Below are 23,406 nucleotides of genomic sequence, written 5' to 3'. Positions count from 1 at the left end.
GTCACGCCGACTGGGCGGGGTGCCGCGACGCCTTCAGTGCTTCGAGCACGCTCTCCGGCTTGCTGACGCCATAGGGATCGGCGTCGCTGCCGTCGTCGTTGATGCCCGGCTCCTCGAACCACGCGGTGACCACGTTGTCGTCGACGATCATCGCATAGCGCCACGAGCGCATCCCGAAGCCGAGGTGATCCTTGTCGATCAGCATGCCCATGCGGCGGGTGAAGGCACCCGAACCGTCAGGCAGGAGCTTGACCTTCTCAAGGCCCAGGTGCTTGCCCCACTGGTACATCACGAAGGCATCGTTGACCGACAGGCAATAGACTTCGTCCGCGCCCGTGGCGATCATGTCGTCGTAAAGGCGCTCATAAGCGGGGCACTGCTCCGTCGTGCAGGTCGGGGTGAAGGCGCCTGGCAGCGCGAAGACGACCACGCGCTTGCCGGCGAATTCGTCGCGAACCTTCAGGTCCTGCCAGCGGAACGGGTTTTCGCCGCCAATCGATTCGTCGCGAACGCGGGTCTTGAGGGTAACGTCGGGAATTTCGCGGGTCTGCATGATGAACTCCAGGAATGGGGTGCCATAATGGCGTGGGGTATGCCGGTGCGAACGCGGCATAGGCCAGATGGGTTCATTACCAGGGCGATTAAACCCCCGGTTGGTAATCGGCGAATTCGATTACTGAACTTCGCCGCGCTGGCGCCGGATCGCCATCCACTTCGCGACGTTGGCGTTATGCTGTTCCAGCGTATCGGCGAAGGCGTGCCCGCCGGTTCCGTCGGCGACCATGTACAGCGCCTTGGTCTGCGCGGGATGCAGCACCGCGGCGATGCTGGCGCGGCCTGGATTGGTGATCGGCCCCTTGGGCAACCCGGCCATCGAATAGGTATTGTAATCGTTCACCGCGCGGATTTCCGAGCGCAGGATGCGCCGGCCCAGCGGCTTGCCCCGCGTGATCGGGTAAATGATCGTCGGGTCGGCCTGCAGCGGCATGCCGATCCGCAGGCGGTTGGCGTATAGACCGGCCACCATCGTGCGCTCGGCCGGTTTGCCGGTTTCCTTCTCGACGATCGAGGCCAGTGTCAGTGCCTCCTCCGGCGTTTTCACCACCAGGCCCGGCGCGCGCCTGGCCCATTCCTCGGCCAGCGCCTTTTTCATCGCCGCCTGCATGCGGGCCAGCACCGCGGCGCGCGGCTCGTCCTTGGAAACTTCGTAGGTATCCGGCAGGATCGATCCCTCGGCAGGCACCGCGATTCCGCCGGACAGGGTGTTGACCGCGTTCAGCCGGTCGAAGACCATGATCGCGGGCATCCCCTCAGGCACGGTCACGAAGCGGCGCAGCACCTCGTCACCTTCGACGATGGCCAGGATCTCGCGCTCGCTGGCGCCCTTGGGCAGCAGGAATTCGCCCGCCTTGATGTCGCCGCCGCCGCCCAGGACCCGGGCGCGCAGGCGAAAGCTGTCGGCCGAGCGTACCGCGTGGGCTTGCTCCAGCCTGGTCGCCAGCCGCGCCAGCGTGGTTCCTTCGGGCACGGTGAACGACGCGTCGCGGCCCAGCGGACCGGGGCCGAACCAGCGGCTCAGTTCCAGCCCGCCCCCGAGCAGGACGGCCAGAACGACGACAAGGACGATCCCGCGCCGCGGGCGCGAGCGCGCCATCCTAGTCCTCGACCGCCTTGACGATCACGCTGGCATTGGTGCCGCCAAAGCCGAAGCTGTTGTTCAGCGCCGCCTTCACTTCGCGCTTCTTGGCCTTGTGCGGGACCAGGTCGACACCCTCGGTGCCCTCGTCCGGATCGTCGAGGTTGAGCGTCGGCGGCACGATCTGGTCGCGAATGGCTAGGATGCAGAAGATCGTCTCAACCGCGCCGGCGCCGCCCAGCAGGTGGCCGATGGCTGACTTGGTGCTGCTCATCGACGCGCCGCCAAGGTCGTTGCCAAGCACCCGCTTGACCGCGGCGAGCTCGATCGTGTCGGCCATCGTGCTGGTGCCGTGCGCGTTGACGTAATCGATGTCGCTGGGTTCCATACCCGCCTTGCGCAGCGCCATGCGCATCGCCAGCTCGGCGCCCTTGCCCTCCGGGTGCGGCGCGGTGACGTGGTAGGCATCGCCCGACAGGCCGTAACCGACGACCTCGGCATAGATCTTCGCGCCGCGCGCCTTGGCGTGTTCGTATTCCTCAAGGCAGACCACGCCCGCGCCCTCGCCCATGACGAAGCCGTCGCGTCCCTTGTCGTAAGGGCGGCTGGCCTGGGTCGGGCGGTCGTTGAAGCTCATGTTGAGCGCCTTCGCCTGCGCGAAACCGGCAACGCCCAGCGGGTTGATCGTCGATTCGGCGCCGCCTGCCAGCATGACGTCGGCATCGCCATCCTTGATCATGCGCGCGGCGTCACCGATCGAGTGCGCGCCGGTGCTGCACGCGGTGACGACCGAGTGGTTCGGGCCCATCAGCCCGTACTTGATCGAGACCTGGCCGCTGGTGAGGTTGATCAGGCGGCCGTGGACAAAATGCGGCGAGACGCGGCCCGGGCCCTTCTCGGCCAGGACCAGCGATTCGCTTTCGATCCCCGGCAGTCCGCCGATACCCGATCCGATCGAGACACCGGCGCGGGTCTTGAGATCGTCGTCCATGTCGGCAAGGCCCGCGTCCTCGAGCGCCTGGCCGGCGGCATCGATGGCATAGACGATGAACGGGTCGACCTGGCGCTGGACCTTGAAGTCCACCCGCTTGTCGGGATCGAAGCCCCATTCGTGGTCCTGGGCCTTCACCTCGCCGGCGATTTTGGCCTTCTGGTCGGACACGTCGAAGCGGGTGATCGGCGCGATGCCGCTCTTGCCCGCGATGAGGTTTGACCACGTCGTCTCGACGTCGGCACCCAGCGGGGTGACGAGGCCCAGTCCGGTAACGACCACTCGGCGCATGCAATTCTCCAAAACCGCGAAAGGCCCGTCCCTTGCGGGTCGAGCCTTTCTCCTTGCCCGTCCGCGCCCGCCTGGGCGAGTGCGGCCGATGCCCGGGCGATCAGCCCTTGTTTTCGTCGATGTACTTGATGGCGTCAGAAACGGTGCTGATCTTCTCGGCAGCGTCGTCCGGAATCTCGACCCCGAACTCTTCCTCGAAAGCCATCACCAGCTCGACGATGTCGAGGCTGTCTGCACCCAGATCGTCGATGAAGCTCGCGTCTTCGGTGACCTTGTCGGCTTCGACGCCGAGGTGTTCGACAACGATCTTCTTAACCCGGTCGGCGGTGTCGCTCATGGTCTATTCCTTCGTGAACGGCAGATTAAAACTGATTGGATGGCAGCCCTAGAGAACGCGCGTGCGCCGCGCAAGTGCCCGAGCGACTTGCAAAGAAACGCGTCAGGGCCCGAACGTCACGCGCCCGTCGGAATCGATCGGCCAGGCCGGGTTGAAGGCGATCTCCCAGGCGTGGCCGTCGGGATCGGTGACAACGGCGCGCCGGCCGCCGTGCGGCGGGCCGGACGGCGGCGTCAGCAGGCTCGCGCCGGCCGCCACCAGGCGATCGACCAGCGCGTCGACATCGCCCGGAGCTGACACGTTATGCGCCAGGGCGACCGATCCCGGCGCGGCCGCCGGGCGGTTCATGTCGGCGGCCATCGCGTCCTTCTGCCACAGGCCGAGCATCAGCCCGTTCATCTGGAAGAACAGGATTTCCGGGTTGGCGAACACCGGCTCCCAGCCGAACGCGCCGGCGTAGAAGTTCCGCGAATGCGCCACATCCGCAATGCCTAGCGTGACGCAGGCGATTTGCTGCGGGGCCATGCGCGCGCTCCGGGTTTCAGCCCTTCGGCTGCTCGCCCAGGCGAATATGGACGTCGCGCAGCTGGCGGGGCGAAACCTCGCTCGGCGCGCCCATCATCAGGTCCTGCGCCCGCTGGTTGAGCGGGAATGCGATGACCTCGCGGATGTTGGGCTCGTCGGCCAGCAGCATGACGATGCGGTCGATCCCCGGTGCCGAGCCGCCGTGCGGCGGCGCGCCGAGCTTGAAGGCCTCGATCATGCCGGAGAAGTTCTCGTCGACCTCGGCCTTGCTGTAGCCGGCGATCTCGAACGCCTTGTACATGATCTCGGGCTTGTGGTTCCGGATCGCGCCGCTCGACAGCTCGTAGCCGTTGCAAACGATGTCGTACTGCCAGGCCAGGATGTCGAGCGGGTCCTGGTTCTCCAGCGCCTCCAGCTCACCCTGCGGCATCGAGAACGGATTGTGGCTGAAATCGACCTTCTTGGCGTCCTCGTCGTACTCAAACATCGGGAAATCGACGATCCAGCAGAAGTCGAACCGGTCGCCGGGGATCAGGCCGAGCTCCTCGCCGACGCGAGTGCGCGCGGCGCCGGCCAGCTTGACGGCGTCCTTTTCCTTGCCGGCGGCAAAGAACAGCCCGTCGTCGGCGCCCAGGCCGAGTTCGGCGTAAAGCTTTCCCATGCCCTCGGTGCCGTGGTTCTTGGCGATCGGGCCGCCGAAATCCCCGCCCTTGCGGGTGACGTAGCCGAGCCCCGCAAAGCCTTCACGGCGCGCCCACTCGTTCATGGTGTCGAAGTACTTGCGGCTCTTGTCGGCGGTGGCCGGCGCGGGAATCGCGCGAACCACCCCGCCGCCGCCGACGATCTTCTCGAACAGGCCGAATCCGGACTGCGTGAAGTGGCTCGACACGTCCGAAATGATGAGCGGGTTGCGCAGGTCAGGCTTGTCGGTACCGTACTTCAGCATCGCCTCGCGGTAGGGGATGCGCGGGAAGGTGCCGGCCGGGGTCACCGCCTTGCCGCCCGAGAATTCCTCGAACACGCCGGCCAGCACCGGCTCGATCGCCTGGAACACGTCTTCCTGCGTGACGAAGCTCATCTCGAAGTCGAGCTGATAGAATTCCGGGCTGCGGTCGGCGCGCAGGTCCTCGTCGCGAAAGCACGGCGCGATCTGGAAATAGCGGTCGAAGCCAGCGACCATCAGCAGCTGCTTGAACATCTGGGGCGCTTGCGGCAGCGCGTAGAACCGGCCCGGGTGCAAGCGGCTCGGCACCAGGTAGTCGCGCGCGCCCTCGGGGCTGCTGGCGCCCAGGATCGGGGTCTGGAACTCGGTAAAGCCCTGCGCGATCATGCGCCGGCGCAGCGATGCGATGACGCCCGAACGCAGCACGATGTTGGCGTGGACCCGCTCGCGCCGCAAGTCGACGAAACGGTACTTGAGGCGCGTTTCCTCCGGATAGTCCTCGGCCGAGTTGACGATCAGCGGCAGGTCGCTGGCATGGCTCTGCACGCTGACGCTGCGGGCGAACACCTCGATTCCCCCGGTCGGCAGGTTCGGGTTCACCGCCGCCTCGGCCCGCGCCTTGACCGTGCCGTCGATGGTGACGACCGATTCCAGTCGCAGCTTTTCCAGCACCGGCAATGCCGGGCTATCGCTGTCGGCGACCACCTGGGTGATGCCGTAATGGTCGCGCAGGTCGACGAACAGGACGCCGCCGTGGTCGCGCTTGTTGTGCACCCAGCCCGACAGGCGGACATCGGCGCCGACGTCCGAAGCGGTCAGGGCACCGCAGGTATGCGTGCGATAGGCGTGCATCGAAACTCTTTCCATTTGAACGGCAAGGTGGCAGGGAGAAGCCGCGGGCTAACAGGCGAAGCCCGTCCTTTTGTCAAGCCGCGGACCCTGCCGGGTCCATACCGAAAAGCATCATGAAGATACATCCCCTGATCACCAAGACCGAGGACTTGGCCGCGCTGTGCGCCCGCCTCGAAAAATCGCCGTTCGTGTGTGTCGACACCGAATTCATGCGCGAGAACACCTACTGGCCCGAGCTGTGCCTGATCCAGATCGCCGACGAGCACGAGGCCGCCGCGATCGATCCGCTGGCCAAGGGGCTCGACATGACCTGCCTGCTCGACCTGATGGTCGGCAACGAGGACGTACTGAAGATCTTCCACGCCGGCGGCCAGGACGTCGAGATCATCTACAACCTGACCGGCAAGACCCCGCACCCGATCTTCGACACCCAGGTGGCGATGATGGCGATCAGCCAGTCGGAACAGATCGGTTATTCCAACCTGGTCGAATCCTGGCTCGGCTTCGCGATCGACAAGGGCGCCCGCTTTACCGACTGGTCGCGCCGACCGCTGACCGAACGCCAGATCGAATACGCGATCGGCGACGTTACCCACCTGGCGAAGATCTTCCCCAGGATCCTGGCCCGCCTGAAAAAGACCGGCCGCGGCGTCTGGCTCGACATCGAGATGGAAAAGCTTGCCGATCCGGCAGGCTACCGCAACGATCCGGGTACCGCGTGGCAGCGCATCAAGGCCGCCGGGCGCAACCCCGCGGTGCTGGGGCGGCTCAAGGCGCTGGCGGCGTGGCGCGAAAAGGAAGCGCAGGACAAGAACATCCCGCGCGGCCGCATCGTCCGGGACGAAACCCTGGCGGACATCGCCAGCCACCCGCCCAAGCGGCAGGAGGACCTTGCCAAAGTGCGCGGGCTTTCGGCGGGCTGGAAGGACAACGAGATCGGCCGGCGCCTGATGGTGACGCTGGAAAAGGCGCAGCCGCTACCCGATGACGAGATGCCGGCGCGCGCGCCGCGCGGCGCCCCGCTGGGCAAGGAAGGCGCGCTGGTGGCCGACCTGCTCAAATTGCTGCTCAAGATTCGCAGCCGCGAGATCGACGTCGCCGCCCGCCTGCTGGCCCGCTCCGACGACCTCGAACTGCTCGCCGCCGGATCGCGCGAACTGCCGATGCTGGAAGGCTGGCGCTTCGACGTGTTCGGGCGCGACGCGCTTGAACTGGTCGAAGGCAAGCTCGGCTTCGGCGTCGTCAGCGGCAAGCTCAAGATGGCCAGAGTGGATCCTGCGGAAACTGTCGATCCTGCGGAAACTGTCGCTCCGGCCGAGACCGTCACCGATTGATGACCGCCTACATGCCCACGCTGAAGCAGCTCCAGTACCTGGTGGCGCTGCATTCGGCCGGACATTTCGGCCGCGCCGCGGATGCCTGCAACGTCTCGCAATCGACGCTGTCGGCGGGGCTGCGCGATCTCGAGGGGCTGCTGGGCGTCACACTGGTCGAACGGACCAAGCGCGCGGTGCGCTTCACCCCGCTCGGCAACCAGGTGGTTGAAAAGGCCCACCGCCTGCTGCGCGAGGCGGAGGAACTGTCCGAACTGGTGCAGTCCTCGGGCCAGCCGCTGTCGGGCGAAGTGCGGATGAGCGTGATCCCCACGATCGCGCCGTTCCTGCTGCCCCGTCTGCTGCCGCGGCTGCGCCGCGAACGCCCGCAGCTGAAGCTATACCTGCGCGAGGAAACCAGCGCGCTGGCGGTCGAATCGCTGCATCACGGCCGCGCCGACTGCGTGCTGCTGGCGCTCCCCTTCCCGACCGGCGAGGTCGAGCACGAGACGATCGAACTCGACGCGCTTTACGTCGCCTTCCCCGCCGGCACCGCGCCGGAAACGGCGGGCGACGTCGGCCCCGATGCGATCGATGCCGACCGGCTGCTGCTGCTGGAAGACGGGCATTGCCTGAAGGATCACGCGCTCGACGCCTGCAACCGCCCCGAACTGCGCGCGAGCGCCACGATGATCGGCACCAGCCTGCACACGCTGGTGCAGATGGTCGACAACGGCCTCGGCACCACGATGCTGCCCGAAATGGCGCTCGACGCCGGCATCCTCAACGGCACCGGCGTCATCGCCCGCCCCCTGCGCTCCGACCTTGCCAACCGCGAAATTGCGCTGGTGTGGCGCAAGAACAGCCCGCGCGGGGATGAGTTCAGGTTGCTGGCGGAGGAACTGCGGGCGGGTTAGCCGTCAGTCGATCCTACGTAAGCGGCGTCACTGGCCCTTCTGATTGGTCGGTCCTTGTCTACCACCAGACCGAAATTCTTTTAGGCGATCGTGCATCCGGGCGAAGACGACGGCACGCGAGGTGTACACTGTTCCACGGTCCGAAGTCAGCGTGACGCTGCAATCTAGCGTCTCGGCGGACAGCGATTGGATTCGGATTTCCCCGGCTGTGATCCATTCCGCCGGAATGTTTTTGGATTTGGCCAGTCTGACAAACGCACCACGATAATATGCGGCCGTTTCAGGGAATCTAGCTTCTATTTCTACCGGAAGATTGCCGACGAGATCAAACTTGAGCGTTCCACTGGAAACACCTCGTAGGTGGGATTGAAAGAACCCAAGAGCCCAATAGCCGTCAATAGAGTTGTATCGACTGATGAAAGTGTCTCGCAGGTCGTTGGTGATGCCCTGCAATTCTCGGCGTGTGGACATCAGCTTGTCTCCTGCCTGGCTGCTCGGTCTAGTTCCCACCGTGCCCGGCTACCACGTCTAAGTCATAAACCATTGTCCTACAGCGCGTTTATCGTGGCAGTCAGTGACGGTGAGCCAAACACTTTACTCGTCACCCCTGCGAAGGCAGGGGTCCAGATAACGGTGCGTCATCGTGGCCAAGCCTCGGTGGGAGAGCTTATCTAGGCCCCCTGCCTCCGCAGGGGCGACGGGGTGAGGCGGAAGGTGACACCTGGCCCCGGAAAGCCACATCCAAGTCGTTGTCTGCCAACCGAAATCCGCCCAACCGCGTATGCAAAAGCACCCCGCTTCGGTGTCTATCGCCTAGTCCATATGCTTCAAGCCAACCCGCAAGTAATCCCATCCGGTGATCAACGTGAGCGCGGCCGCGCCCCACAGGGTGGCCAGGCCGACGGTGTGCGGCAGGTTGAACTCGAAATCGCCGATCCAGTAGTTCCAGTGCGGCAACGCGTTGCCCAGGATCAATGCTCCAAGGCACACGATCTGAAAGGTCGTCTTCCACTTGGCGAGGCGGCTGACCGGGATCGAGACCTTGAGCGGCCCGAGATACTCGCGCAGGCCCGACACGGCGATCTCGCGGATCAGGATCACCAGCCCCGCGATCACGTGCATGTCGCCCACATAAGGCCCGCGCAGGATGCCTTGCGCGGCGAGGACCAGGATCACAGCCGCGACCATGATCTTGTCGGCGATCGGATCGAGGAAGATGCCCAGCCGCGACACCGCCCCGCTCGACCGCGCGAGGTAGCCGTCGAAATAATCGGTCACGCCCATCAGCGTGTAGATCGCGAAGCCGACGCCGTAGCCGAACGCCCAGTTCGGCCACCACAGGAAGAACGCAAGCAACGGCACGGTGACGATCCGCGACAGCGTGAGAATGTTGGGAAGCGTCAGCACGGCCAGCGCATAGCCGGTTCGGCAATCGTGCAAAAGGGGGCGATTGGCCCTTCACATGGGCTGGGGCGCCGCTACGGTCCGGCGCCTTGTAACGGGGCCGCGAAGACAAGCGAATGACAACGCAGACGCACCTGATTCACAGCCGGCGGTTCCTGCCCCTGTTCGTCACGCAAATCCTCAACGCCTTCAACGACAACCTGTTCAAGACCGCGATGGTCCTGTTCGTCGTCTACACCATCTACAATTCCGAAGCCGCCGAGGGACAGTTCAGCGCCATCGCCAGCGCGGTCTTCATCCTGCCGTTCTTCCTGTTTTCAGCCATCGCCGGGCAGCTGGCCGACATGCGCGACAAGGCGCGCATCATCCGCATCATCAAGGCGGCCGAGATCGGCATCATGAGCGTGGGCGCGCTGGGGCTGGTGATGGCGTGGAAGGGCATCGGCACCACCGCCGTGGCGGTGCCGCTGCTGCTGCTGGCGCTGTTCGCGATGGGCGTTCATTCCACCTTCTTCGGTCCGATCAAGTACGCCATCCTGCCCCAGCACTTGCGCAGCGACGAAGTGCTGGCCGGCACGGGACTGGTCGAGGCGGGCACCTATATCGCGATCCTGGCAGGCACGATCATTGCCGGCTGGATCCCGGTCGAATGGGCGGCGGCGGGCGTGATCGCCACAGCGGTGATCGGGTATTTTGTCAGCCGCGGGGTGCCCGATGCGCCGCCGATGGCCGAGCAGGTGCCGCTGGATTTCCACTTCGTGCGCTCCTCCATCGCGTTGGTGCGCAACACCAGCCACGATCGCCGCGTCTTCCTGGCGATCATGGCGATCAGCATTTTCTGGACCATCGGGACGGTCCTGTTCGTGCAATTCCCGCCGCTGGCCAAGAACGTGCTCGACGCCAGCAAGGAGGTCGCCAGCCTGTTCCTGGTGGTCTTCTCGGTCGGCGTGGCGATCGGATCGATGAGCGTCAACGCGCTGCTGAAGGGCACAGTGTCGGCGCGCTACTCGGCTGGGTCGGTGCTGGGCATGGCGCTGTTCGTTGTGGCGTTCTACTTCATCTGCACGGCCTGGACCCCGCATCCCGAAAACGGGCTGATGAACGTGGCGCAATTCATGGGCCAGCCGCTGGCGATCCCGCTGATGCTGGCGCTGCTCGGCATCGCGATCACCGGCGGCATGTTCGTGGTGCCGCTATACGCCTTCCTGACCACCTTCGTGCCCAAGACCCAGACCGCGCGCACCATCGCGGCCAACAACATCGTCAATTCGGGTGCGATGGTAATCGGTTCGCTGATGGCGACAGGACTGTCTGCGGGCGGCGTGCCGATCGTCCACCAGCTTTTGCTGAGCGCGGCGATGTGCGTGATCTCGGCCGGGTTCGCGGAACTGCTGGTGCTGGCCGAGCGAAAGGCCGCCGACCAGGGCATTCAGGCGAAGTAGGTCGTCACCGCCAGGAAGCAGGCACAATAGGCGAGCACGAAATCGCGCAGGTCTGGCCACGCGATCGCCGCCACCTTGTCCTCGAACGGAACGCGCACGTGTGCCGGCAGCCGCGCCAGGAACGGGTGCGGCGCAGCCAACGAACCGAGTTGCCGCGAGGGAGCAAGAACGAACGCTTTCATGCCGGCATAATGCCCGTCCGGTTAACCAGGTTCCAGCCCCGAACCGCGGCGATTCGTCCGCTGTCCCGAAGCGGCACGTTAACCTTTTGCGCAGTGGCCCGGCGTGCCGCGATTGCCGCCGCGCGCGGCGCTGGCTAAGCCGCCGCCATGACCCAGACGATCACCGGCGGCCGCCTTCTTGTCGATTGCCTGCTCGCCCAGTCCTGCGACCGTGTCTTCACCGTCCCGGGCGAAAGCTTTCTCGCCGTGCTCGACGCGCTGCATGACAGTCCCGCCATCGACACGGTCGTGTGCCGCCAGGAGGGCGGAGCAGCCTTCATGGCCTGCGCGGACGGGGCGATGACCGGCCGTCCGGGCGTGTGTTTCGTCACGCGCGGCCCCGGCGCAACCAATGCCAGCATCGGCGTCCACGCCGCGATGCAGGATTCGCAGCCGATGATCCTGTTCATCGGTGACGTCGACCGCGGCATGCGCGACCGCGAGGGCTTCCAGGAGGTCGATTTCGCCACGATGTTCGCACCGTTAAGCAAGTGGGCGGCGCGGATCGATGATGCTGCGCGGATACCCGAATACGTTGCGCGGGCCTGGTCGGTGGCGATGGCCGGGCGGCCCGGGCCGGTCGTCCTGGCACTGCCCGAGGATATGCTGTGCGACCGTGTATCGGGGGTTGAGCCGCGCGCCGCGGTGGTGCGCCCCGCGCAGCCGGCCTGCCCCGACGCGATGACCGCGCTGATGGCATTGCTGGGCGACGCGGCAGCCCCGGTCGCGATCGTCGGAGGCGCAGGCTGGCACCGAAAGGCGCGCGACCATTTCACCGTTTTTGCCGAGCGCATCGGCTTGCCGGTGGCGAGCGCGTTCCGCCGCCAGGATGCGGTTCCCAACTCAAGCCCCGTCTGGGCGGGCAACCTTGGCTATGGGCCGAACCCCAGGCTGGTCGAGCGGATCCGCAATGCCGACCTGATCCTGGCGGTCGGCGCGCGGCTGGGCGAAGCGACCACCGACGGCTACGCGCTGATTACCCCGGACCATCCCGGCCAGTTGCTGATCCACGTTCACCCGGACCCTGCCGAACTGGGCCGGGTCTACCGCCCCGACCTGGCAATCTGTGCCGACATGGCGGAATTCGCCGAAACAGCGGCGCTTTGGGACGACGGCATCGTGCCATTCGATGCCGGGGCCCAGGCGCATGAAGAGTGGGAGGCCTGGTCGACGCCGCCCGCCGGCCGCCGCTTCGCTCTCGACATGGCGGGCTGCCTGGCGACGTTCCGCGAGACGATGCCGGCCGACACCATCGTGTGCAACGGGGCGGGTAACTTCTCCGGCTGGTGGCATCGGTACTGGCCGTACGAAGGTTTTCCTTCGCAGCTCGCGCCTACCAATGGTTCGATGGGCTACGGCCTGCCGGCAGCCGTCGCGGCGGCGCGGCGCTTCCCCGATCGCTCCGTGGTCGCGCTGGCGGGTGACGGCGATTTTCTGATGAACGGCCAGGAACTGGCAACGGCGGCGGCGCTGGGCGCCGACCTGCTTGTCATCCTGGTCGACAATTCCGGTTATGGTACGATCCGCATGCACCAGGAGCGCGAATATCCTGGCCGCGTTTCCGGCACATCGCTGTTCAACCCGGATTTCGCCGCGCTGGCGCGTGCCTTTGGCGCATGGGCCGAGCGGGTCGAGGATAACGATCGGTTCGACCGCGCCCTTGCCGAGGCCCGCGGCCGGTCGGGGCTGCGCCTCCTGCACCTGGTGATCGACATGGAGCAGCTCAGCGCCGGCGGCGCCACCGTGTCCGGCTTGCGGGCGCGGATATAGCAACGACCGCCCCTTCGCAGGGGCGGCCGCTGGTTTTGCGGCAGAGTTTCAGACGTCGTCGCCCAACGCGCTTTCGACGTCGCCCGCAACCTGCTGGGCTTCACCCTTGCGTTCCTGGCTGCGGCCTTCCTGGTCCAGCGAAGCGTCATCGCTGGCGTCGGCGACGGCCTGCTTGGTGTTGCCGATCGCTTCGTTGGTCAGGCCCTTGGCCTTGTCTGTCATCTCACCCATGCGGCTCTCCTCTTGCTGTTTCGCCGCGACCAGGGGGACAGCCGCGGCGATACCAGGACTACGCCTCGACGACAGGCTTTGTTCCGTTGCCTAAACCTTTGCCATACTTAAAATTTTGTTCCATTCGCCCGGTCGCACAACTGACACGGACAAGCGAAATTTCGTCAGCAAATCCATCGCCGCCAGCGCGGGTTCGCCCTTGATGTCCTTCAGCGTCACGGGCCGTTCGAGCTTGCGCACCGGCTCCACCTTGACCGACGCCCAGCGGCCGCTCTGATCGGTCGGGTCGGGCAGACCCGCCGCGCTGATGCGCATGATGCCGACGATCTCCACGCCGACGTTGGAATGATAGAAGAACGCCTGGTCACCGACCTGCATCGCCATCAGGTTGTTGCGCGCGGTGTAGTTGCGTACCCCGTCCCATGTGCCCTCCCCTTCGGCGACAAGGTCGTCCCAGCCGTAAACGTCGGGTTCGGACTTCATCAGCCAGTAGGATGTCGATTTGCTCATGCCGTTCTCTGCAAAAGGGGCTATTGGGCGCGGCATTGACCTCATTCACGGAAAACGTCCACCCATGGAACTCGATACCCTGCCCGTCCTCTCGCTGGCCGATGACAAGGCCCGTTTCAGCCAGGACATCGGCGACAGCTTCAAGACCTTCGGCTTCGCGATGGTGCGCGACCACGGCATCGATCAGGACCTGATCGACCGGGCCTGGAGCCTGACCGAGGCGTTCTTCGCCCTGCCCGAGAACGCCAAGCGCGCCTATTTCGACCCCGCGATCGGCGGCGCGCGCGGTTATACCCCCTTCAAGACCGAGATCGCCAAGGGCGCCAAGCTGCACGACCTCAAGGAATTCTGGCATGTCGGCCGCGACGTCGCCGAAGACAGCCCGCTGCGCGCCTCGATGCCGCCCAATATCTGGCCAGGCGAGATCCCCGGCTTTCGCGAGACGCTGGAGGAGCTTTACGCTGCCTTCGACCGCACCGGCGCGGTTATTCTGTCGCGGATCGCAACTTATCTCGGCCTTCCCGAGCACTGGTTCGATCCCGCCATCGACGAGGGCAACTCGGTCCTGCGCCTGCTGCACTATCCCCCCGTCGACGATGCCGAGGGCGGCGCGATTCGCGCCGGTGCGCACGAAGACATCAACCTCATCACCCTGCTGCTCGGCGCCGAAGAGGCCGGGCTCGAATTGCTGACGCGCGAGGGCAAGTGGATCAGCGCGTCGCCGCCCACAGGCGCGATGGTGATCAACGTTGGCGACATGCTGCAGCGGCTGACCAACCACGTGCTGCCGTCGACCACGCACCGGGTGCGCAATCCCGACAGCGCGCGCGCTGGTTTCAGCCGCTATTCGATGCCGTTCTTCCTGCATCTGCGCAGCGACTTCCCTTTCGTGACGCTGCCGCAATGCGTCACCGCGGAAAATCCCGACCGGTACCCGGTTTCGATCACCGCGGACGACTACCTGCAGCAGCGACTGCGCGAAATCGGTTTGAAGATGTAGCAAGACGGGCGGCCGGGACAGGCCGCCCGCTTAACCGAATTTTCAGCCTATCCTGCGAATTCAGTCCGACCGGGTTCGGGGGGACTGCGCACAGTGGCGGCAATCGACGCATCAATCGCGGAAGACCAGGCGGCCGATGGGCCGGTCAGGCTGGTGCGCGCCGAGCGCGACATCGTCTCGCTGGGCATCGCGGTAACCGCGATCATCATGTTTGTTGGCACCGGCGGGACTGTGGTTCCGCAGGTCGTCAGCGCGCTGGCAGGGCGCGGTGCGGGCCCTGACAAGCTGCTTGCCAACGCGCTTCTGCTCAACATCGCGCTCGTGATCTTCGGGTGGCGCCGCTACCGCGAACTGGCCGCCGAAGTGGTCGAACGCCGCCGTGCCGAGGAGCAGGCCCGGCTGCTGGCCGAGACCGACCCGCTGACCGGCTGCCTCAACCGCCGCAGCGTCGGCGCCGCGATGCAGCGCCTGGTCGAGACCGCGCGGGTGCGCGGCGACGGCGTCGCGTTCGTGATGCTCGACCTCGACAATTTCAAACAGGTCAACGACGTCAACGGCCATGCCGGCGGGGACGAGGTCTTGCGCATCACGGCCGAGCGGCTCGGCGCCGCGGTGCCTGCCGGCAGCGTCGTCGCGCGCCTGGGCGGAGACGAGTTCGCTTGTGTCATCAGCTTCGATCCGACCTGGCCCGACCGCGTCGATCAGTTCGTGGCGACCCTGATAGACATGACCGCCCAGCCTATCGTGCACGGATCGGCAACGATCGAAGCCAATATCTCGGTGGGAGTCACAAGCTGGCGCGACGGCGATCCCGAAGGCGATCCGCAGCGTCTGCTGCACCTGGCCGATATCGCGATGTACCACGCCAAGCGCCACGGCCGGAACCGTTACTTCTGGTTCGAACCGGCGATGGAGCGCGAACTGCGCTTTCGATCCGACCTCGAGACCGGCATTCGCGCGGGCCTGCGCAAGGGCGAATTCGTCCCCTATTACGAAAAGCAGATTGATCTCGAGACCGGCAAGCTGGTCGGATTCGAGATGCTGGCGCGCTGGCAGTCGCCCAAGCTTGGTGTCGTAAAGCCGGAAATCTTCATTCCCATCGCCGAAGACATCGGCGTCATTGCCGAACTTTCGGAAGGCCTGATCGCCCAGGCGCTCGAGGATGCGAAGCACTGGGACGCGCGCCTGACCCTGTCGGTCAACATCTCACCCGTGCAGCTGCGCGATCCGTGGTTCGCCCAGCGCTTGCTCAAGCTGCTGGTTGCCGCCAATTTTCCGCCGGCCCGGCTGGATATCGAAATCACCGAGACGTGCCTGCACGAAGACCTGGGCGTGGTGCGATCGCTGATCACCAGCCTGAAGAACCAGGGCGTGAAGATCAGCCTCGACGATTTCGGGACCGGCTACAGCTCGCTGGCCCAGCTCCGCACGCTGCCGTTCGATCGCATCAAGATCGACCGCAGCTTCGTAACCTCGCTGCCCGAGAACAAGGATTCCGAGGCGATCATCCAGGCCATCACCTCGCTGGGCGAAGGTCTGGGACTGCCGATCGTGGCCGAGGGGATCGAGAGCGAGGACGTACTCGAACGGCTTCGCAAGCTCGGCAAGTTCCGCGGCCAGGGCTACCTTTATGGGCGCCCGCAGCCCGCGGCGCGAACGCGCGAGGACCTGGCCGAACTCGACCTTCTGCTCGGCCCCGGCCTGCAGGCGCTGATCGAGCCGGCCATGCCCGCGACGGACGAGCTTGGCCCCGCGGAAGAACGCCGCGCCGGCACGGGCTGAGCCCGGCTGCCGCGCTGGACGCCGCCGCGGCGAGCGCCTAGAGCGCGCCGCACCATGCGCGTCCCGTTCGTCAAGATGCACGGCCTCGGCAACGACTTCGTCGTCCTCGACGGGCGCGAAGCCGCGTTGCCCACGCTGGACGCCGCGCTGGTGCGCGCGCTTGCCGACCGTCACTCCGGGATCGGATGCGATCAGCTCATCGCTCTCGATCCCTCGACCAGAGCCGACTTCGCGATGCGCATCTTCAACGCCGACGGCGGAGAAGTGGAAGCTTGCGGCAATGCCACCCGCGCGGTTGGCCTGCTGCACGGCGCTGCTGCCACGATCGCAACCGCCGGCGGCCTGCTGACGGTCACCCCCGATGAGGGCGGGATCACGGTCGACATGGGTGCGCCCCGCTTCGACTGGGACGCGATCCCGCTGCAGTATCCGATGGACACGCTGGCGATGCCGGTTGGCTGGGAGGATCTTGAGGAGCCCGTCGCCGTCAACATCGGCAATCCGCACGCGGTATTCTTCGTGCCCGACTGCGACGCGGTCGAGCTCGACCGGCTCGGTCCGCTGATCGAGCACGACCCGCTGTTCCCCGAGCGCGTCAACGTCAATGTCGCCACGGTGACAGATCGTGACTCGATCCGGTTGCGGGTATGGGAACGCGGCGCCGGACTGACCCTCGCATGCGGGACCGGAGCCTGTGCGACGGCGGTGGCGGCGATGCGGCGCGGCCTGACCGAACGGCAGGTCGTCGTTACCCTCCCCGGCGGCGACTTGTCCGTCGCGTGGCAGGCGGGCGGCACGATACGGATGACCGGTCCGGCCGCGGAATCCTTTCGCGGCCATTTCGACACCGCCCACTTCGGCGCATGAGCAACGGCAGGGTCATCACCCTTGGCTGCCGGATGAACCTGGCGGAGAGCGAGCGGATCGCCGCGCTGGTCGCCGGCACGCCCGACCTGGTGGTGGTGAATTCCTGCGCCGTCACCGCCGAAGCTGCGCGCCAGACCCGCCAGGCGATCCGCCGCGCCCGCCGCGACAGCCCTTCGGCGCGCCTGCTGGTGACCGGCTGCGCCGCCGAGATCGAGCGCGACGTCATCGCGGCGATGCCGGAGGTCGACGGGATCGTCGCGAACGCTGCCAAGCTCGACCCGCGCGCCTGGAACGTCGCCGCGCCCGCCGATCCCGTGCGGCTGCGGCACAGCCGCGCCTTCATCGCTGTCCAGAACGGCTGCGATCACGCCTGCACGTTCTGCGTTATCCCGCAGGGCCGCGGCCCTGCGCGCTCCGAGCCAGTCGCAGCCGTGCTCGCCGCCGTAGAGCGCGACCTTGCCGCCGGCGCGCGAGAGGTGGTGCTGACCGGCGTCGACCTGACCGCCTGGGGCAGCGACCTGCCGGCGCGGCTGCGTCTCGGCTCGCTGGTCGCGGCCGTCCTGGCCGCGTTCCCCGAACTGCCCAGGCTGCGACTGTCGTCAGTCGACGGTATCGAGGTCGACGCGCAGTTAGAGGACCTGATCGCCAGCGAACCGCGGGTGATGCCGCATCTGCACCTGTCACTGCAGCATGGCCATGACCTGATATTGAAGCGCATGAAGCGCCGCCATACGATGGCCGACGCCGTCGACCTTGTGGCGCGGCTGCGGGCGCGCCGCCCGGAGCTGGCCGTAGGCGCCGATTTGATCGCAGGCTTCCCGACCGAGGACGTGGCGATGCACGCGGCCAACCTTGCCGCGATCCGCGACCTGCGCATCGTCCACGGTCATATCTTTCCCTATTCGCCCCGCGGCGGGACGGCCGCTGCGCGGATGCCGCAGGTGCTGCCGGCGCTGGTCCGCGCTCGCGCCGCCGAACTGCGCGAGGGCGTGGCCGCAGAGCGCGATGCCTGGCTGAGCTCGCTGATCGGCTTGCGACTGCAAGTTCTTGCCGAACGCGACGGGACCGGCCATGCCGAATGCTTCGCGCGGGTGCTTCTGCCATCCGGCACCCAGCCCGGAACTATCGTGACCGTTACCCCCACACGCCAAATCGACGGAATGTTGCAGTGAGCGATAGCTGGACCGACCGCCTTTTCGGCGGCTTCAGGCAAACATCGGAACGCCTGACGGGCAACCTTGCCGGGATCGTCGGCGGAGGCCGCCTGGACCACGGGCAACTCGACGCGATCGAGGATGCCCTGATCCTCTCCGACCTAGGCCCCCGCGCCGCCGCGCGGATCCGCGACAAGCTGGCCGAGACCCGCTTCGATCACGGTGCCGATGAAGCCGCGATCCGCGCAGCAGTAGCCGAGGAAATCGCCGCGATCCTGCGCCTGGTCGCCAGGCCGCTGGACATCGTCGCCTTTCCCCGCCCACAAGTCATCCTCGTGATCGGCGTCAACGGCAGCGGCAAGACGACGACGATCGCCAAGCTGGCGCACCTTTTCCAAGAGCAGGACTACGGCGTGATGCTGGCCGCCGGCGATACCTTCCGCGCCGCAGCGATCGACCAGCTGGGCGTCTGGGCCGACCGCATCGGCGTACCGCTGGTGCGCGGACCGGAGGGCGGCGACCCGGCGAGCGTCGTTTTCGACGCCGTCAAGGAGGCGACCGCCACCGGCATCGACGCGCTCATTGTCGACACCGCCGGGCGCCTGCAGAACAAGCGCGAACTGATGGATGAACTGGCGAAGATCCGCCGTGTCCTCGGCCGCCTCAATCCCGAAGCGCCGCACGACGTGGTACTGGTTCTCGACGCTACCAACGGCCAGAATGCGCTGCAGCAGATCGCCATTTTCAAGGAGGTCGCAGGCGTGACGGGGCTGATCATGACCAAGCTCGACGGCACCGCCCGCGGCGGTGTCCTGGTCGCCGCGGCCGAGCAGTACGGACTGCCGATCCACGCCATCGGCGTCGGCGAACGCATCGACGACCTGCGCCCCTTCGACCCCGAGTTGGTCGCCCGCGTAATCGCGGGGGTGGCATGAGCGCGGCGCCGAAAAAGCGCGGCGGCGCGCTAAACCTGCTGATCGACTACGGCCCGATCGCCGCGTTCTTCGTCATCTACCGCTGGTACGCGCCGGCCGACCACAACGGGGTGGGCGAGGTGTTCGCGGTTATTCGCGGCACGCTCGCCTTCATGGCGGCTGCGGTTATTGCGCTCGTTTTCTCGAAGCTGCGGCTCGGCCGGGTTTCGCCGATGCTGTGGCTGTCGACCGCGCTGATCCTCGGCTTTGGATCGCTCACTATTTTCTTCCACGACCCGTTCTGGATCCAGGTCAAGCCGACCGCGATTTATACGCTGTTCGGCGTGATCCTGCTGGTTGGCGTGATGCGCGGCGTGCCGCTGCTGAAAATCCTGCTCGAAGCCGCGTTCGAAGGGCTCAGCGACGAAGGCTGGCGGATCCTGTCGCGCAACTGGGGCTGGTTTTTCCTGGTCCTTGCGGTGCTGAACGAAGTGCTGCGTCACATGCTGTCCTTCGGTGACTGGATCGCCGCCAAGCTGTGGGTGTTCATGCCGCTGTCGTTCCTGTTTACCTTCGTCCAGCTGCCGATGCTCCTCCGTCATGGGCTCAACAGCGATGCCAAGCTCGAGGTCGAAACCGATCTGCCGCATGAATGACGGAATGATCGCGGCGATCGAGGCGGGCGGTACCAAGTTCGTCGCCGCCCTGGCGCGCCCCGATGGGACGCTCGTCGAGCGGACACGGATTGAAACCCGGGATCCTTCCGCCACTTTTGCGGACCTGCGCCAGTTCTTCAGCGCCGCCGCGGACCGGCATGGCGCCATCGCGGCATTCGGCATCGCCAGCTTCGGGCCGCTCGACCTCGACACCGACTCTCCGACATGGAGCCGCTTCACCACCACGCCCAAGCCCGGCTGGTCGGGGGCATCCTGGCACGCGGCGCTGGCGCAGTTCGGTGCGCCGATTGCGCTGGATACCGACGTCAACGGCGCGGCGCTGGCAGAAGCCCGCGCCGCAGGCACGCGCAGCCTGGCCTATACCACCGTCGGCACCGGCATCGGTACCGGCGTGGTCGTTAGCGGCACGGCGCTGCGGGGGTTCGGCAATTTCGAGGCCGGCCACTTGGTTCCGCCGCAGCCCGCGCCGGCCTGGCACGGCACGTGCCCATTCCACGGCGCCTGTCTCGAGGGGCTGGCCAGCGGCCCGGCCATCGCGGCGCGCTGGGGCAAGTCCCTGTCGGACCTTGGCCCGCACGAAATCGCCATCGTTGCCGAGATCTTGTCCAGCCTCGCCGCCAACCTGGTGCTGCTGCACATGCCCGAGCGGCTCGTGTTCGGCGGCGGCGTGCTCCACACCCCCGGCCTGATCGAGGCCTTGCGCACCGCCACCGAGAAGCGGCTGGCCGGCTATGTCGCCTCGCCGCTGCTCGATTCCGGCCTGGAAGGCTACCTTACCCTGCCGAAACTGGGCGACGATGCCGGGATTACCGGCGCCGTCCTGCTGGCGCAGTCGATGCTCAAAGCCATTCCTTGAGCGGCCGGCCGGTGTCGGCAAGATCCTCGGCGCTGACGCTCACCCCGGCTTCGACCAGCTTGCGGCCCTGGACGTAGTCCTTGACCATGTTGACGCAGTCCAGCGCGATGACCTTTCCGCCGCGCAAGTAGATCACGCTGAAGGCGCGGCCCGCCGGATCGCCGCGCAGCACGGTGGCATCGTGGCCGGCGCCGATGCCGACGGTCTGCAGCTTAAGGTCGTACTGGTTCGACCAGAACCATGGCGTCGCCTCGTAGTCCGCCGCGATGCCGCAGATCGTCCTGGCCGCCACCGCCGCCTGGTCGCTGGCGTTCTGGACGCTCTCCACCCGCATCACCTGGCCGCCGGCAAAGCGGTTGGCGTGGGCGGCGCAGTCACCGATGGCAAAGACGTCGGGCAGGCTGGTCCGGCATTGCGGGTCGACGTCGACGCCGTTGCCGCCCGCCGCGCCGGCCGCCAGCAGCGGGCCGACCGCGGGGACGATGCCGATGCCCACGATCACCATCTGGCAGGCCAGGCTGCTCTCGTCGGTCAGGCGCACGCCGGCAACGCGGCCTTCCCCCTCGATCGCGGTGACGCCGACGCCGCAGCGCAGGTCAACGCCGTGCGCCTTGTGCTCGGCGGCGTAGAAATCGCTGATCTCTTCCCCGGCAACGCGGGCGAGGACGCGCGGCAGCACTTCGAACAGCGCCACCTGCTTGCCCAGCTTGGTCAGCGCCGCGGCCGCCTCCAGCCCGATATAGCCGCCGCCCACCACCGCGACCCGCTCAACCTCTGGCAGTTCGGCAAGGATGCGGTCGACGTCGGCGCGGTCGCGCACCGCGTGGACCCCGGCCAGTTCGGCGCCCGGGCAGTCGAGCCGCCTGGGGCTGCCGCCGGTCGCCCAGACCAGGTGCTCGTAGCCCAGCACCCGGCCGTCCTGCAGCCGCACCTCGTGCGCCTTGGGATCGACCGAGACCGCTTCGGCCCCCAGCATCAGCTCGACCGCCTTGTCGGCCCAGAACGCTTCCGGCCGCAGCAGGATGCGCTCGAAGGTCTTTTCGCCCAGCAGGTAGTCCTTCGACAGCGGCGGGCGTTCGTAGGGCGGCTCGGCTTCCTTGCCGACCAGCACGATCGACCCCTCGTAGCCGAGCTGGCGAAGCTGGATCGCCGCGGTCGCCCCGCCCTGCCCCGCGCCGACGATGACGACGCCGTAGTCCGCCTTCTCGCTCATGCCGGCTTCCGCTTCTGCAGCCCGCTGCGCTTGCAGGTGGCGACCAGCGTGCCGTGCTGGTTCCACGCCTCGTGCCGGAAGGTCACGATGCCCGCCTCGGGCCGGCTCTTGCTGTCGCGCAGGTCGATCACCTCGGTGACCATGTTCAGCGTATCGCCGATGAACACCGGGGCGGGAAAGCGCACTTCGTCCCAGCCCAGGTTGGCGATCGCGGTGCCCAGCGTGGTGTCCCCCACGCTCACCCCCACCATCAGGCTGAGGGTGAAGCACGAATTGACCAGGATCCGCCCGTAATCGGTGCCGGCCATGTATTCGGCATCGAGGTGCAGCGCCGCCGGGTTGTGGCTCAGCGTGGTGAACAGGACGTTGTCGGTTTCGGTAACGGTGCGGCGGATGGCATGCTCGAACCGCTGCCCCACGTGCATGTCGTCGAACCAGACCCCTGCCATCGCGCGTTCTCCCGTTGCTGCAGCGGCGCATAAGCGGGTGCCGCCGCGCGGGCAAGCGGCGGGCGGTTCAGCGGCGGTCTGGCCTGCTTGACACGTTTGACACCGTCCAGGGGAATCCGCCCGGCGGGCGGGCGCAGCCCCTTCACTTCCAGCGGCGGGCGCCCGGCCAGGCAATCGTCGACCGCGGCGTGCAGCGCGCCCCAGGCGCCGTCCCAGCGCGCGGCGGCGGCATCCTCGGCGGCGCCGATCGCGGCGTTCCAGGCGGCAAGCTCGGCCGCGTCGGCCAGGGCTGCCTCGTCATCCTCGGCCGAGATTTCTTCCTCGTCCCAGCAGGGCTCGGCGGGCGCGGCGGCGCAGGCGGTTTCGGCAGCGGCAACGGCGCGGTCCAGGAAGGCCGCGCGGTCCTCGCCCACGGCGGCCGCGTCCTCGGCGGCGGACAGCCCGGCCACTTCGGCCAGCAGCCGGTCGAACGCGCCTTCGTCCGCGGCGGAGCGGTCCAGCGCCTCGGCCTGCCGGTCCAGCCGGCCGATGTGCGCCAGCAGCAGGCGCGAATCGAAGCGCCGCCGGGCGCCCACTTCTTCGCCGCGAAACCACACCGGCTCGACCACGCCGTCGAGCGCGCGTTCGGCCAGCACCGCCTCGGCATGGCGCCGCGCCAGCACCAGCGCCGCGTCCCACCCGCGCGCAAAAGCAGGATCGCGCCGCCGCGCCAGGTAAGCCCCCTGCCGCGACAGACCGACCGCCGAGGCGGCGACCCGCACGTTGCCGTGCCCGGACAGGACATGAAGAAACCGCAGCTTGACGTCGGGCGTCCAGCGCGTGGCATCGAGCGGCGCGGCATAGTCCTCGCCGCTTGCGGGAAGAGCCGCCGCATAAAGCGCCCCCTCGCGCTGGTTGTCTCTGGGTAACCCGATATCCCGCCCCTGCGGTATCCACCCCCGCCCGAAGTTCGTGGCGGAGCCCTTAGCGCCCTGCGGTTGTGCAACTGTGTCCATGGTTCGGCATCCTCATCGGCTCGGCAAAACCGGCGATTATGCAGCTTGTTGGCGTGTAGGACAGCGGTCCTTTTGCGGACGTCGCTGCCTGATCGCTGACCGCCGTCGCCGAGGTC

At 66.9% G+C, this 23,406-nt stretch carries 25 protein-coding genes; 11 read left to right on the top strand and 14 right to left on the bottom strand.

Features of this window, described 5'->3' with window-relative positions; translation table 11 throughout:
- Position 1: 1 nt before the first annotated feature.
- The 6 genes from ACOYW6_RS01620 to aspS all read right to left on the bottom strand — a co-directional run bounded on the left by ACOYW6_RS01620 (position 2) and on the right by aspS (position 5,575).
- Entirely contained in the window at positions 2-553 is a 552-nt protein-coding gene (locus ACOYW6_RS01620) for a peroxiredoxin (RefSeq protein WP_423142091.1), read from the bottom strand.
- A gap of 120 nt (positions 554-673) precedes the next feature.
- On the bottom strand, positions 674-1,654 hold the full coding sequence (gene mltG / locus ACOYW6_RS01615) for an endolytic transglycosylase MltG (RefSeq protein WP_423142090.1): 981 nt from the start codon (positions 1,652-1,654) through the stop codon (positions 674-676).
- A 1-nt stretch (position 1,655) separates the two neighbouring features.
- The gene (gene fabF, locus ACOYW6_RS01610; protein ID WP_423142089.1) at positions 1,656-2,918 is read right to left on the bottom strand and encodes a beta-ketoacyl-ACP synthase II; all 1,263 of its coding nucleotides are present in this window, start codon (positions 2,916-2,918) and stop codon (positions 1,656-1,658) included.
- A gap of 100 nt (positions 2,919-3,018) precedes the next feature.
- Complete coding sequence (locus tag ACOYW6_RS01605) at positions 3,019-3,255, bottom strand: acyl carrier protein (RefSeq protein ID WP_028657713.1); 237 nt, start codon at positions 3,253-3,255, stop codon at positions 3,019-3,021.
- A gap of 102 nt (positions 3,256-3,357) precedes the next feature.
- Entirely contained in the window at positions 3,358-3,780 is a 423-nt protein-coding gene (locus ACOYW6_RS01600) for a VOC family protein (protein WP_423142088.1), read from the bottom strand.
- A gap of 16 nt (positions 3,781-3,796) precedes the next feature.
- Positions 3,797-5,575 (bottom strand): aspartate--tRNA ligase, encoded by a 1,779-nt coding sequence (gene aspS, locus ACOYW6_RS01595; RefSeq protein ID WP_423143032.1) that lies wholly within the window; start codon positions 5,573-5,575, stop codon positions 3,797-3,799.
- 113 nt (positions 5,576-5,688) lie between these two features.
- Between aspS and rnd the strand changes: the two genes are divergently transcribed.
- Together rnd and ACOYW6_RS01585 are read left to right on the top strand one after the other, a co-directional pair.
- On the top strand, positions 5,689-6,909 hold the full coding sequence (gene rnd, locus ACOYW6_RS01590) for a ribonuclease D (RefSeq protein WP_423142087.1): 1,221 nt from the start codon (positions 5,689-5,691) through the stop codon (positions 6,907-6,909).
- Positions 6,909-7,805, top strand: coding sequence for a hydrogen peroxide-inducible genes activator (locus tag ACOYW6_RS01585; protein ID WP_423142086.1), 897 nt, complete (start codon positions 6,909-6,911; stop codon positions 7,803-7,805). The genes rnd and ACOYW6_RS01585 overlap by 1 nt, the downstream gene beginning before the upstream one ends.
- A gap of 27 nt (positions 7,806-7,832) precedes the next feature.
- On the opposite strand, the gene ACOYW6_RS01580 is transcribed toward ACOYW6_RS01585, so the two are convergent.
- Together ACOYW6_RS01580 and pgsA are read right to left on the bottom strand one after the other, a co-directional pair.
- On the bottom strand, positions 7,833-8,276 hold the full coding sequence (locus ACOYW6_RS01580) for a hypothetical protein (protein WP_423142085.1): 444 nt from the start codon (positions 8,274-8,276) through the stop codon (positions 7,833-7,835).
- A gap of 342 nt (positions 8,277-8,618) precedes the next feature.
- Positions 8,619-9,212: a CDP-diacylglycerol--glycerol-3-phosphate 3-phosphatidyltransferase gene (gene pgsA, locus ACOYW6_RS01575; protein ID WP_423142084.1), complete on the bottom strand. Its 594-nt coding sequence runs from the start codon at positions 9,210-9,212 to the stop codon at positions 8,619-8,621.
- 113 nt (positions 9,213-9,325) lie between these two features.
- Here pgsA and ACOYW6_RS01570 point away from each other — a divergent pair, with 113 nt between their 5' ends.
- Positions 9,326-10,651, top strand: coding sequence for an MFS transporter (locus ACOYW6_RS01570; RefSeq protein ID WP_423142083.1), 1,326 nt, complete (start codon positions 9,326-9,328; stop codon positions 10,649-10,651).
- On the opposite strand, the gene ACOYW6_RS01565 is transcribed toward ACOYW6_RS01570, so the two are convergent.
- Positions 10,639-10,833 carry a hypothetical protein gene (locus ACOYW6_RS01565; RefSeq protein ID WP_423142082.1) on the bottom strand — a complete coding sequence of 65 codons (195 nt, stop codon included), beginning with the start codon at positions 10,831-10,833 and terminating at the stop codon, positions 10,639-10,641. The two genes, ACOYW6_RS01570 and ACOYW6_RS01565, sit on opposite strands and share 13 nt — an antisense overlap.
- Positions 10,834-10,980: 147 nt before the next feature.
- Here ACOYW6_RS01565 and ACOYW6_RS01560 point away from each other — a divergent pair, with 147 nt between their 5' ends.
- Entirely contained in the window at positions 10,981-12,642 is a 1,662-nt protein-coding gene (locus ACOYW6_RS01560) for a thiamine pyrophosphate-binding protein (RefSeq protein ID WP_423142081.1), read from the top strand.
- A gap of 48 nt (positions 12,643-12,690) precedes the next feature.
- Here the strand turns inward: ACOYW6_RS01560 and ACOYW6_RS01555 are convergent, their stop codons facing one another.
- Together ACOYW6_RS01555 and ACOYW6_RS01550 are read right to left on the bottom strand one after the other, a co-directional pair.
- The gene (locus tag ACOYW6_RS01555) at positions 12,691-12,873 is read right to left on the bottom strand and encodes a CsbD family protein (protein ID WP_423142080.1); all 183 of its coding nucleotides are present in this window, start codon (positions 12,871-12,873) and stop codon (positions 12,691-12,693) included.
- Between the two features lie 90 nt (positions 12,874-12,963).
- On the bottom strand, positions 12,964-13,383 hold the full coding sequence (locus tag ACOYW6_RS01550) for an EVE domain-containing protein (RefSeq protein WP_423142079.1): 420 nt from the start codon (positions 13,381-13,383) through the stop codon (positions 12,964-12,966).
- Between the two features lie 64 nt (positions 13,384-13,447).
- On the opposite strand from ACOYW6_RS01550, the gene ACOYW6_RS01545 reads away from it, so the two are divergent.
- The 7 genes from ACOYW6_RS01545 (at position 13,448) to ACOYW6_RS01515 (ending at position 20,633) form a co-directional block, all read left to right on the top strand.
- Positions 13,448-14,383 carry an isopenicillin N synthase family dioxygenase gene (locus ACOYW6_RS01545; RefSeq protein ID WP_423142078.1) on the top strand — a complete coding sequence of 312 codons (936 nt, stop codon included), beginning with the start codon at positions 13,448-13,450 and terminating at the stop codon, positions 14,381-14,383.
- A gap of 93 nt (positions 14,384-14,476) precedes the next feature.
- Positions 14,477-16,165, top strand: coding sequence for a putative bifunctional diguanylate cyclase/phosphodiesterase (locus ACOYW6_RS01540; RefSeq protein WP_423142077.1), 1,689 nt, complete (start codon positions 14,477-14,479; stop codon positions 16,163-16,165).
- 54 nt (positions 16,166-16,219) lie between these two features.
- Positions 16,220-17,032 carry a diaminopimelate epimerase gene (dapF, locus tag ACOYW6_RS01535; protein ID WP_423142076.1) on the top strand — a complete coding sequence of 271 codons (813 nt, stop codon included), beginning with the start codon at positions 16,220-16,222 and terminating at the stop codon, positions 17,030-17,032.
- On the top strand, positions 17,029-18,204 hold the full coding sequence (locus tag ACOYW6_RS01530) for a MiaB/RimO family radical SAM methylthiotransferase (protein ID WP_423142075.1): 1,176 nt from the start codon (positions 17,029-17,031) through the stop codon (positions 18,202-18,204). The genes dapF and ACOYW6_RS01530 overlap by 4 nt, the downstream gene beginning before the upstream one ends.
- On the top strand, positions 18,201-19,121 hold the full coding sequence (gene ftsY, locus ACOYW6_RS01525; RefSeq protein ID WP_423142074.1) for a signal recognition particle-docking protein FtsY: 921 nt from the start codon (positions 18,201-18,203) through the stop codon (positions 19,119-19,121). Before ACOYW6_RS01530 ends, ftsY begins: the two co-directional genes overlap by 4 nt.
- Complete coding sequence (locus tag ACOYW6_RS01520; RefSeq protein ID WP_423142073.1) at positions 19,118-19,756, top strand: inner membrane-spanning protein YciB; 639 nt, start codon at positions 19,118-19,120, stop codon at positions 19,754-19,756. Before ftsY ends, ACOYW6_RS01520 begins: the two co-directional genes overlap by 4 nt.
- Entirely contained in the window at positions 19,749-20,633 is an 885-nt protein-coding gene (locus ACOYW6_RS01515; protein WP_423142072.1) for an ROK family protein, read from the top strand. The genes ACOYW6_RS01520 and ACOYW6_RS01515 overlap by 8 nt, the downstream gene beginning before the upstream one ends.
- On the opposite strand, the gene ACOYW6_RS01510 is transcribed toward ACOYW6_RS01515, so the two are convergent.
- The 3 genes from ACOYW6_RS01510 to ACOYW6_RS01500 are packed head-to-tail and all read right to left on the bottom strand — an operon-like array spanning position 20,617 to position 23,290.
- Positions 20,617-21,846: an NAD(P)/FAD-dependent oxidoreductase gene (locus ACOYW6_RS01510; RefSeq protein ID WP_423142071.1), complete on the bottom strand. Its 1,230-nt coding sequence runs from the start codon at positions 21,844-21,846 to the stop codon at positions 20,617-20,619. The two genes, ACOYW6_RS01515 and ACOYW6_RS01510, sit on opposite strands and share 17 nt — an antisense overlap.
- Positions 21,843-22,295, bottom strand: coding sequence for a MaoC family dehydratase (locus ACOYW6_RS01505; protein WP_423142070.1), 453 nt, complete (start codon positions 22,293-22,295; stop codon positions 21,843-21,845). The genes ACOYW6_RS01510 and ACOYW6_RS01505 overlap by 4 nt, the downstream gene beginning before the upstream one ends.
- Positions 22,193-23,290, bottom strand: coding sequence for a hypothetical protein (locus ACOYW6_RS01500; RefSeq protein WP_423142069.1), 1,098 nt, complete (start codon positions 23,288-23,290; stop codon positions 22,193-22,195). The genes ACOYW6_RS01505 and ACOYW6_RS01500 overlap by 103 nt, the downstream gene beginning before the upstream one ends.
- Positions 23,291-23,406 lie beyond the last annotated feature (116 nt).

The organism is Parablastomonas sp. CN1-191, from assembly GCF_049354825.1.
In the GTDB taxonomy this organism is placed as follows: Bacteria; Pseudomonadota; Alphaproteobacteria; order Sphingomonadales; family Sphingomonadaceae; genus Novosphingobium.
Note: the sequence above shows the minus strand (reverse complement) of the source record. Positions and strands in the feature narration are given on the sequence as shown.

Excerpts from the sequence above, each read along its gene's own strand:
- ACOYW6_RS01620 (WP_423142091.1), bottom strand. The coding sequence starts at position 553 with ATGCAGACCCGCGAAATTCCCGACGTTACCCTCAAGACCCGCGTTCGC.
- mltG (WP_423142090.1), bottom strand. The coding sequence starts at position 1,654 with ATGGCGCGCTCGCGCCCGCGGCGCGGGATCGTCCTTGTCGTCGTTCTG.
- fabF (WP_423142089.1), bottom strand. The coding sequence starts at position 2,918 with ATGCGCCGAGTGGTCGTTACCGGACTGGGCCTCGTCACCCCGCTGGGT.
- ACOYW6_RS01605 (WP_028657713.1), bottom strand. The coding sequence starts at position 3,255 with ATGAGCGACACCGCCGACCGGGTTAAGAAGATCGTTGTCGAACACCTC.
- ACOYW6_RS01600 (WP_423142088.1), bottom strand. The coding sequence starts at position 3,780 with ATGGCCCCGCAGCAAATCGCCTGCGTCACGCTAGGCATTGCGGATGTG.
- aspS (WP_423143032.1), bottom strand. The coding sequence starts at position 5,575 with ATGCACGCCTATCGCACGCATACCTGCGGTGCCCTGACCGCTTCGGAC.
- rnd (WP_423142087.1), top strand. The coding sequence starts at position 5,689 with ATGAAGATACATCCCCTGATCACCAAGACCGAGGACTTGGCCGCGCTG.
- ACOYW6_RS01585 (WP_423142086.1), top strand. The coding sequence starts at position 6,909 with ATGACCGCCTACATGCCCACGCTGAAGCAGCTCCAGTACCTGGTGGCG.
- ACOYW6_RS01580 (WP_423142085.1), bottom strand. The coding sequence starts at position 8,276 with ATGTCCACACGCCGAGAATTGCAGGGCATCACCAACGACCTGCGAGAC.
- ACOYW6_RS01570 (WP_423142083.1), top strand. The coding sequence starts at position 9,326 with ATGACAACGCAGACGCACCTGATTCACAGCCGGCGGTTCCTGCCCCTG.
- ACOYW6_RS01565 (WP_423142082.1), bottom strand. The coding sequence starts at position 10,833 with ATGAAAGCGTTCGTTCTTGCTCCCTCGCGGCAACTCGGTTCGTTGGCT.
- ACOYW6_RS01560 (WP_423142081.1), top strand. The coding sequence starts at position 10,981 with ATGACCCAGACGATCACCGGCGGCCGCCTTCTTGTCGATTGCCTGCTC.
- ACOYW6_RS01555 (WP_423142080.1), bottom strand. The coding sequence starts at position 12,873 with ATGGGTGAGATGACAGACAAGGCCAAGGGCCTGACCAACGAAGCGATC.
- ACOYW6_RS01550 (WP_423142079.1), bottom strand. The coding sequence starts at position 13,383 with ATGAGCAAATCGACATCCTACTGGCTGATGAAGTCCGAACCCGACGTT.
- ACOYW6_RS01545 (WP_423142078.1), top strand. The coding sequence starts at position 13,448 with ATGGAACTCGATACCCTGCCCGTCCTCTCGCTGGCCGATGACAAGGCC.
- dapF (WP_423142076.1), top strand. The coding sequence starts at position 16,220 with ATGCGCGTCCCGTTCGTCAAGATGCACGGCCTCGGCAACGACTTCGTC.
- ACOYW6_RS01530 (WP_423142075.1), top strand. The coding sequence starts at position 17,029 with ATGAGCAACGGCAGGGTCATCACCCTTGGCTGCCGGATGAACCTGGCG.
- ACOYW6_RS01520 (WP_423142073.1), top strand. The coding sequence starts at position 19,118 with ATGAGCGCGGCGCCGAAAAAGCGCGGCGGCGCGCTAAACCTGCTGATC.
- ACOYW6_RS01515 (WP_423142072.1), top strand. The coding sequence starts at position 19,749 with ATGAATGACGGAATGATCGCGGCGATCGAGGCGGGCGGTACCAAGTTC.
- ACOYW6_RS01510 (WP_423142071.1), bottom strand. The coding sequence starts at position 21,846 with ATGAGCGAGAAGGCGGACTACGGCGTCGTCATCGTCGGCGCGGGGCAG.
- ACOYW6_RS01505 (WP_423142070.1), bottom strand. The coding sequence starts at position 22,295 with ATGGCAGGGGTCTGGTTCGACGACATGCACGTGGGGCAGCGGTTCGAG.
- ACOYW6_RS01500 (WP_423142069.1), bottom strand. The coding sequence starts at position 23,290 with ATGGACACAGTTGCACAACCGCAGGGCGCTAAGGGCTCCGCCACGAAC.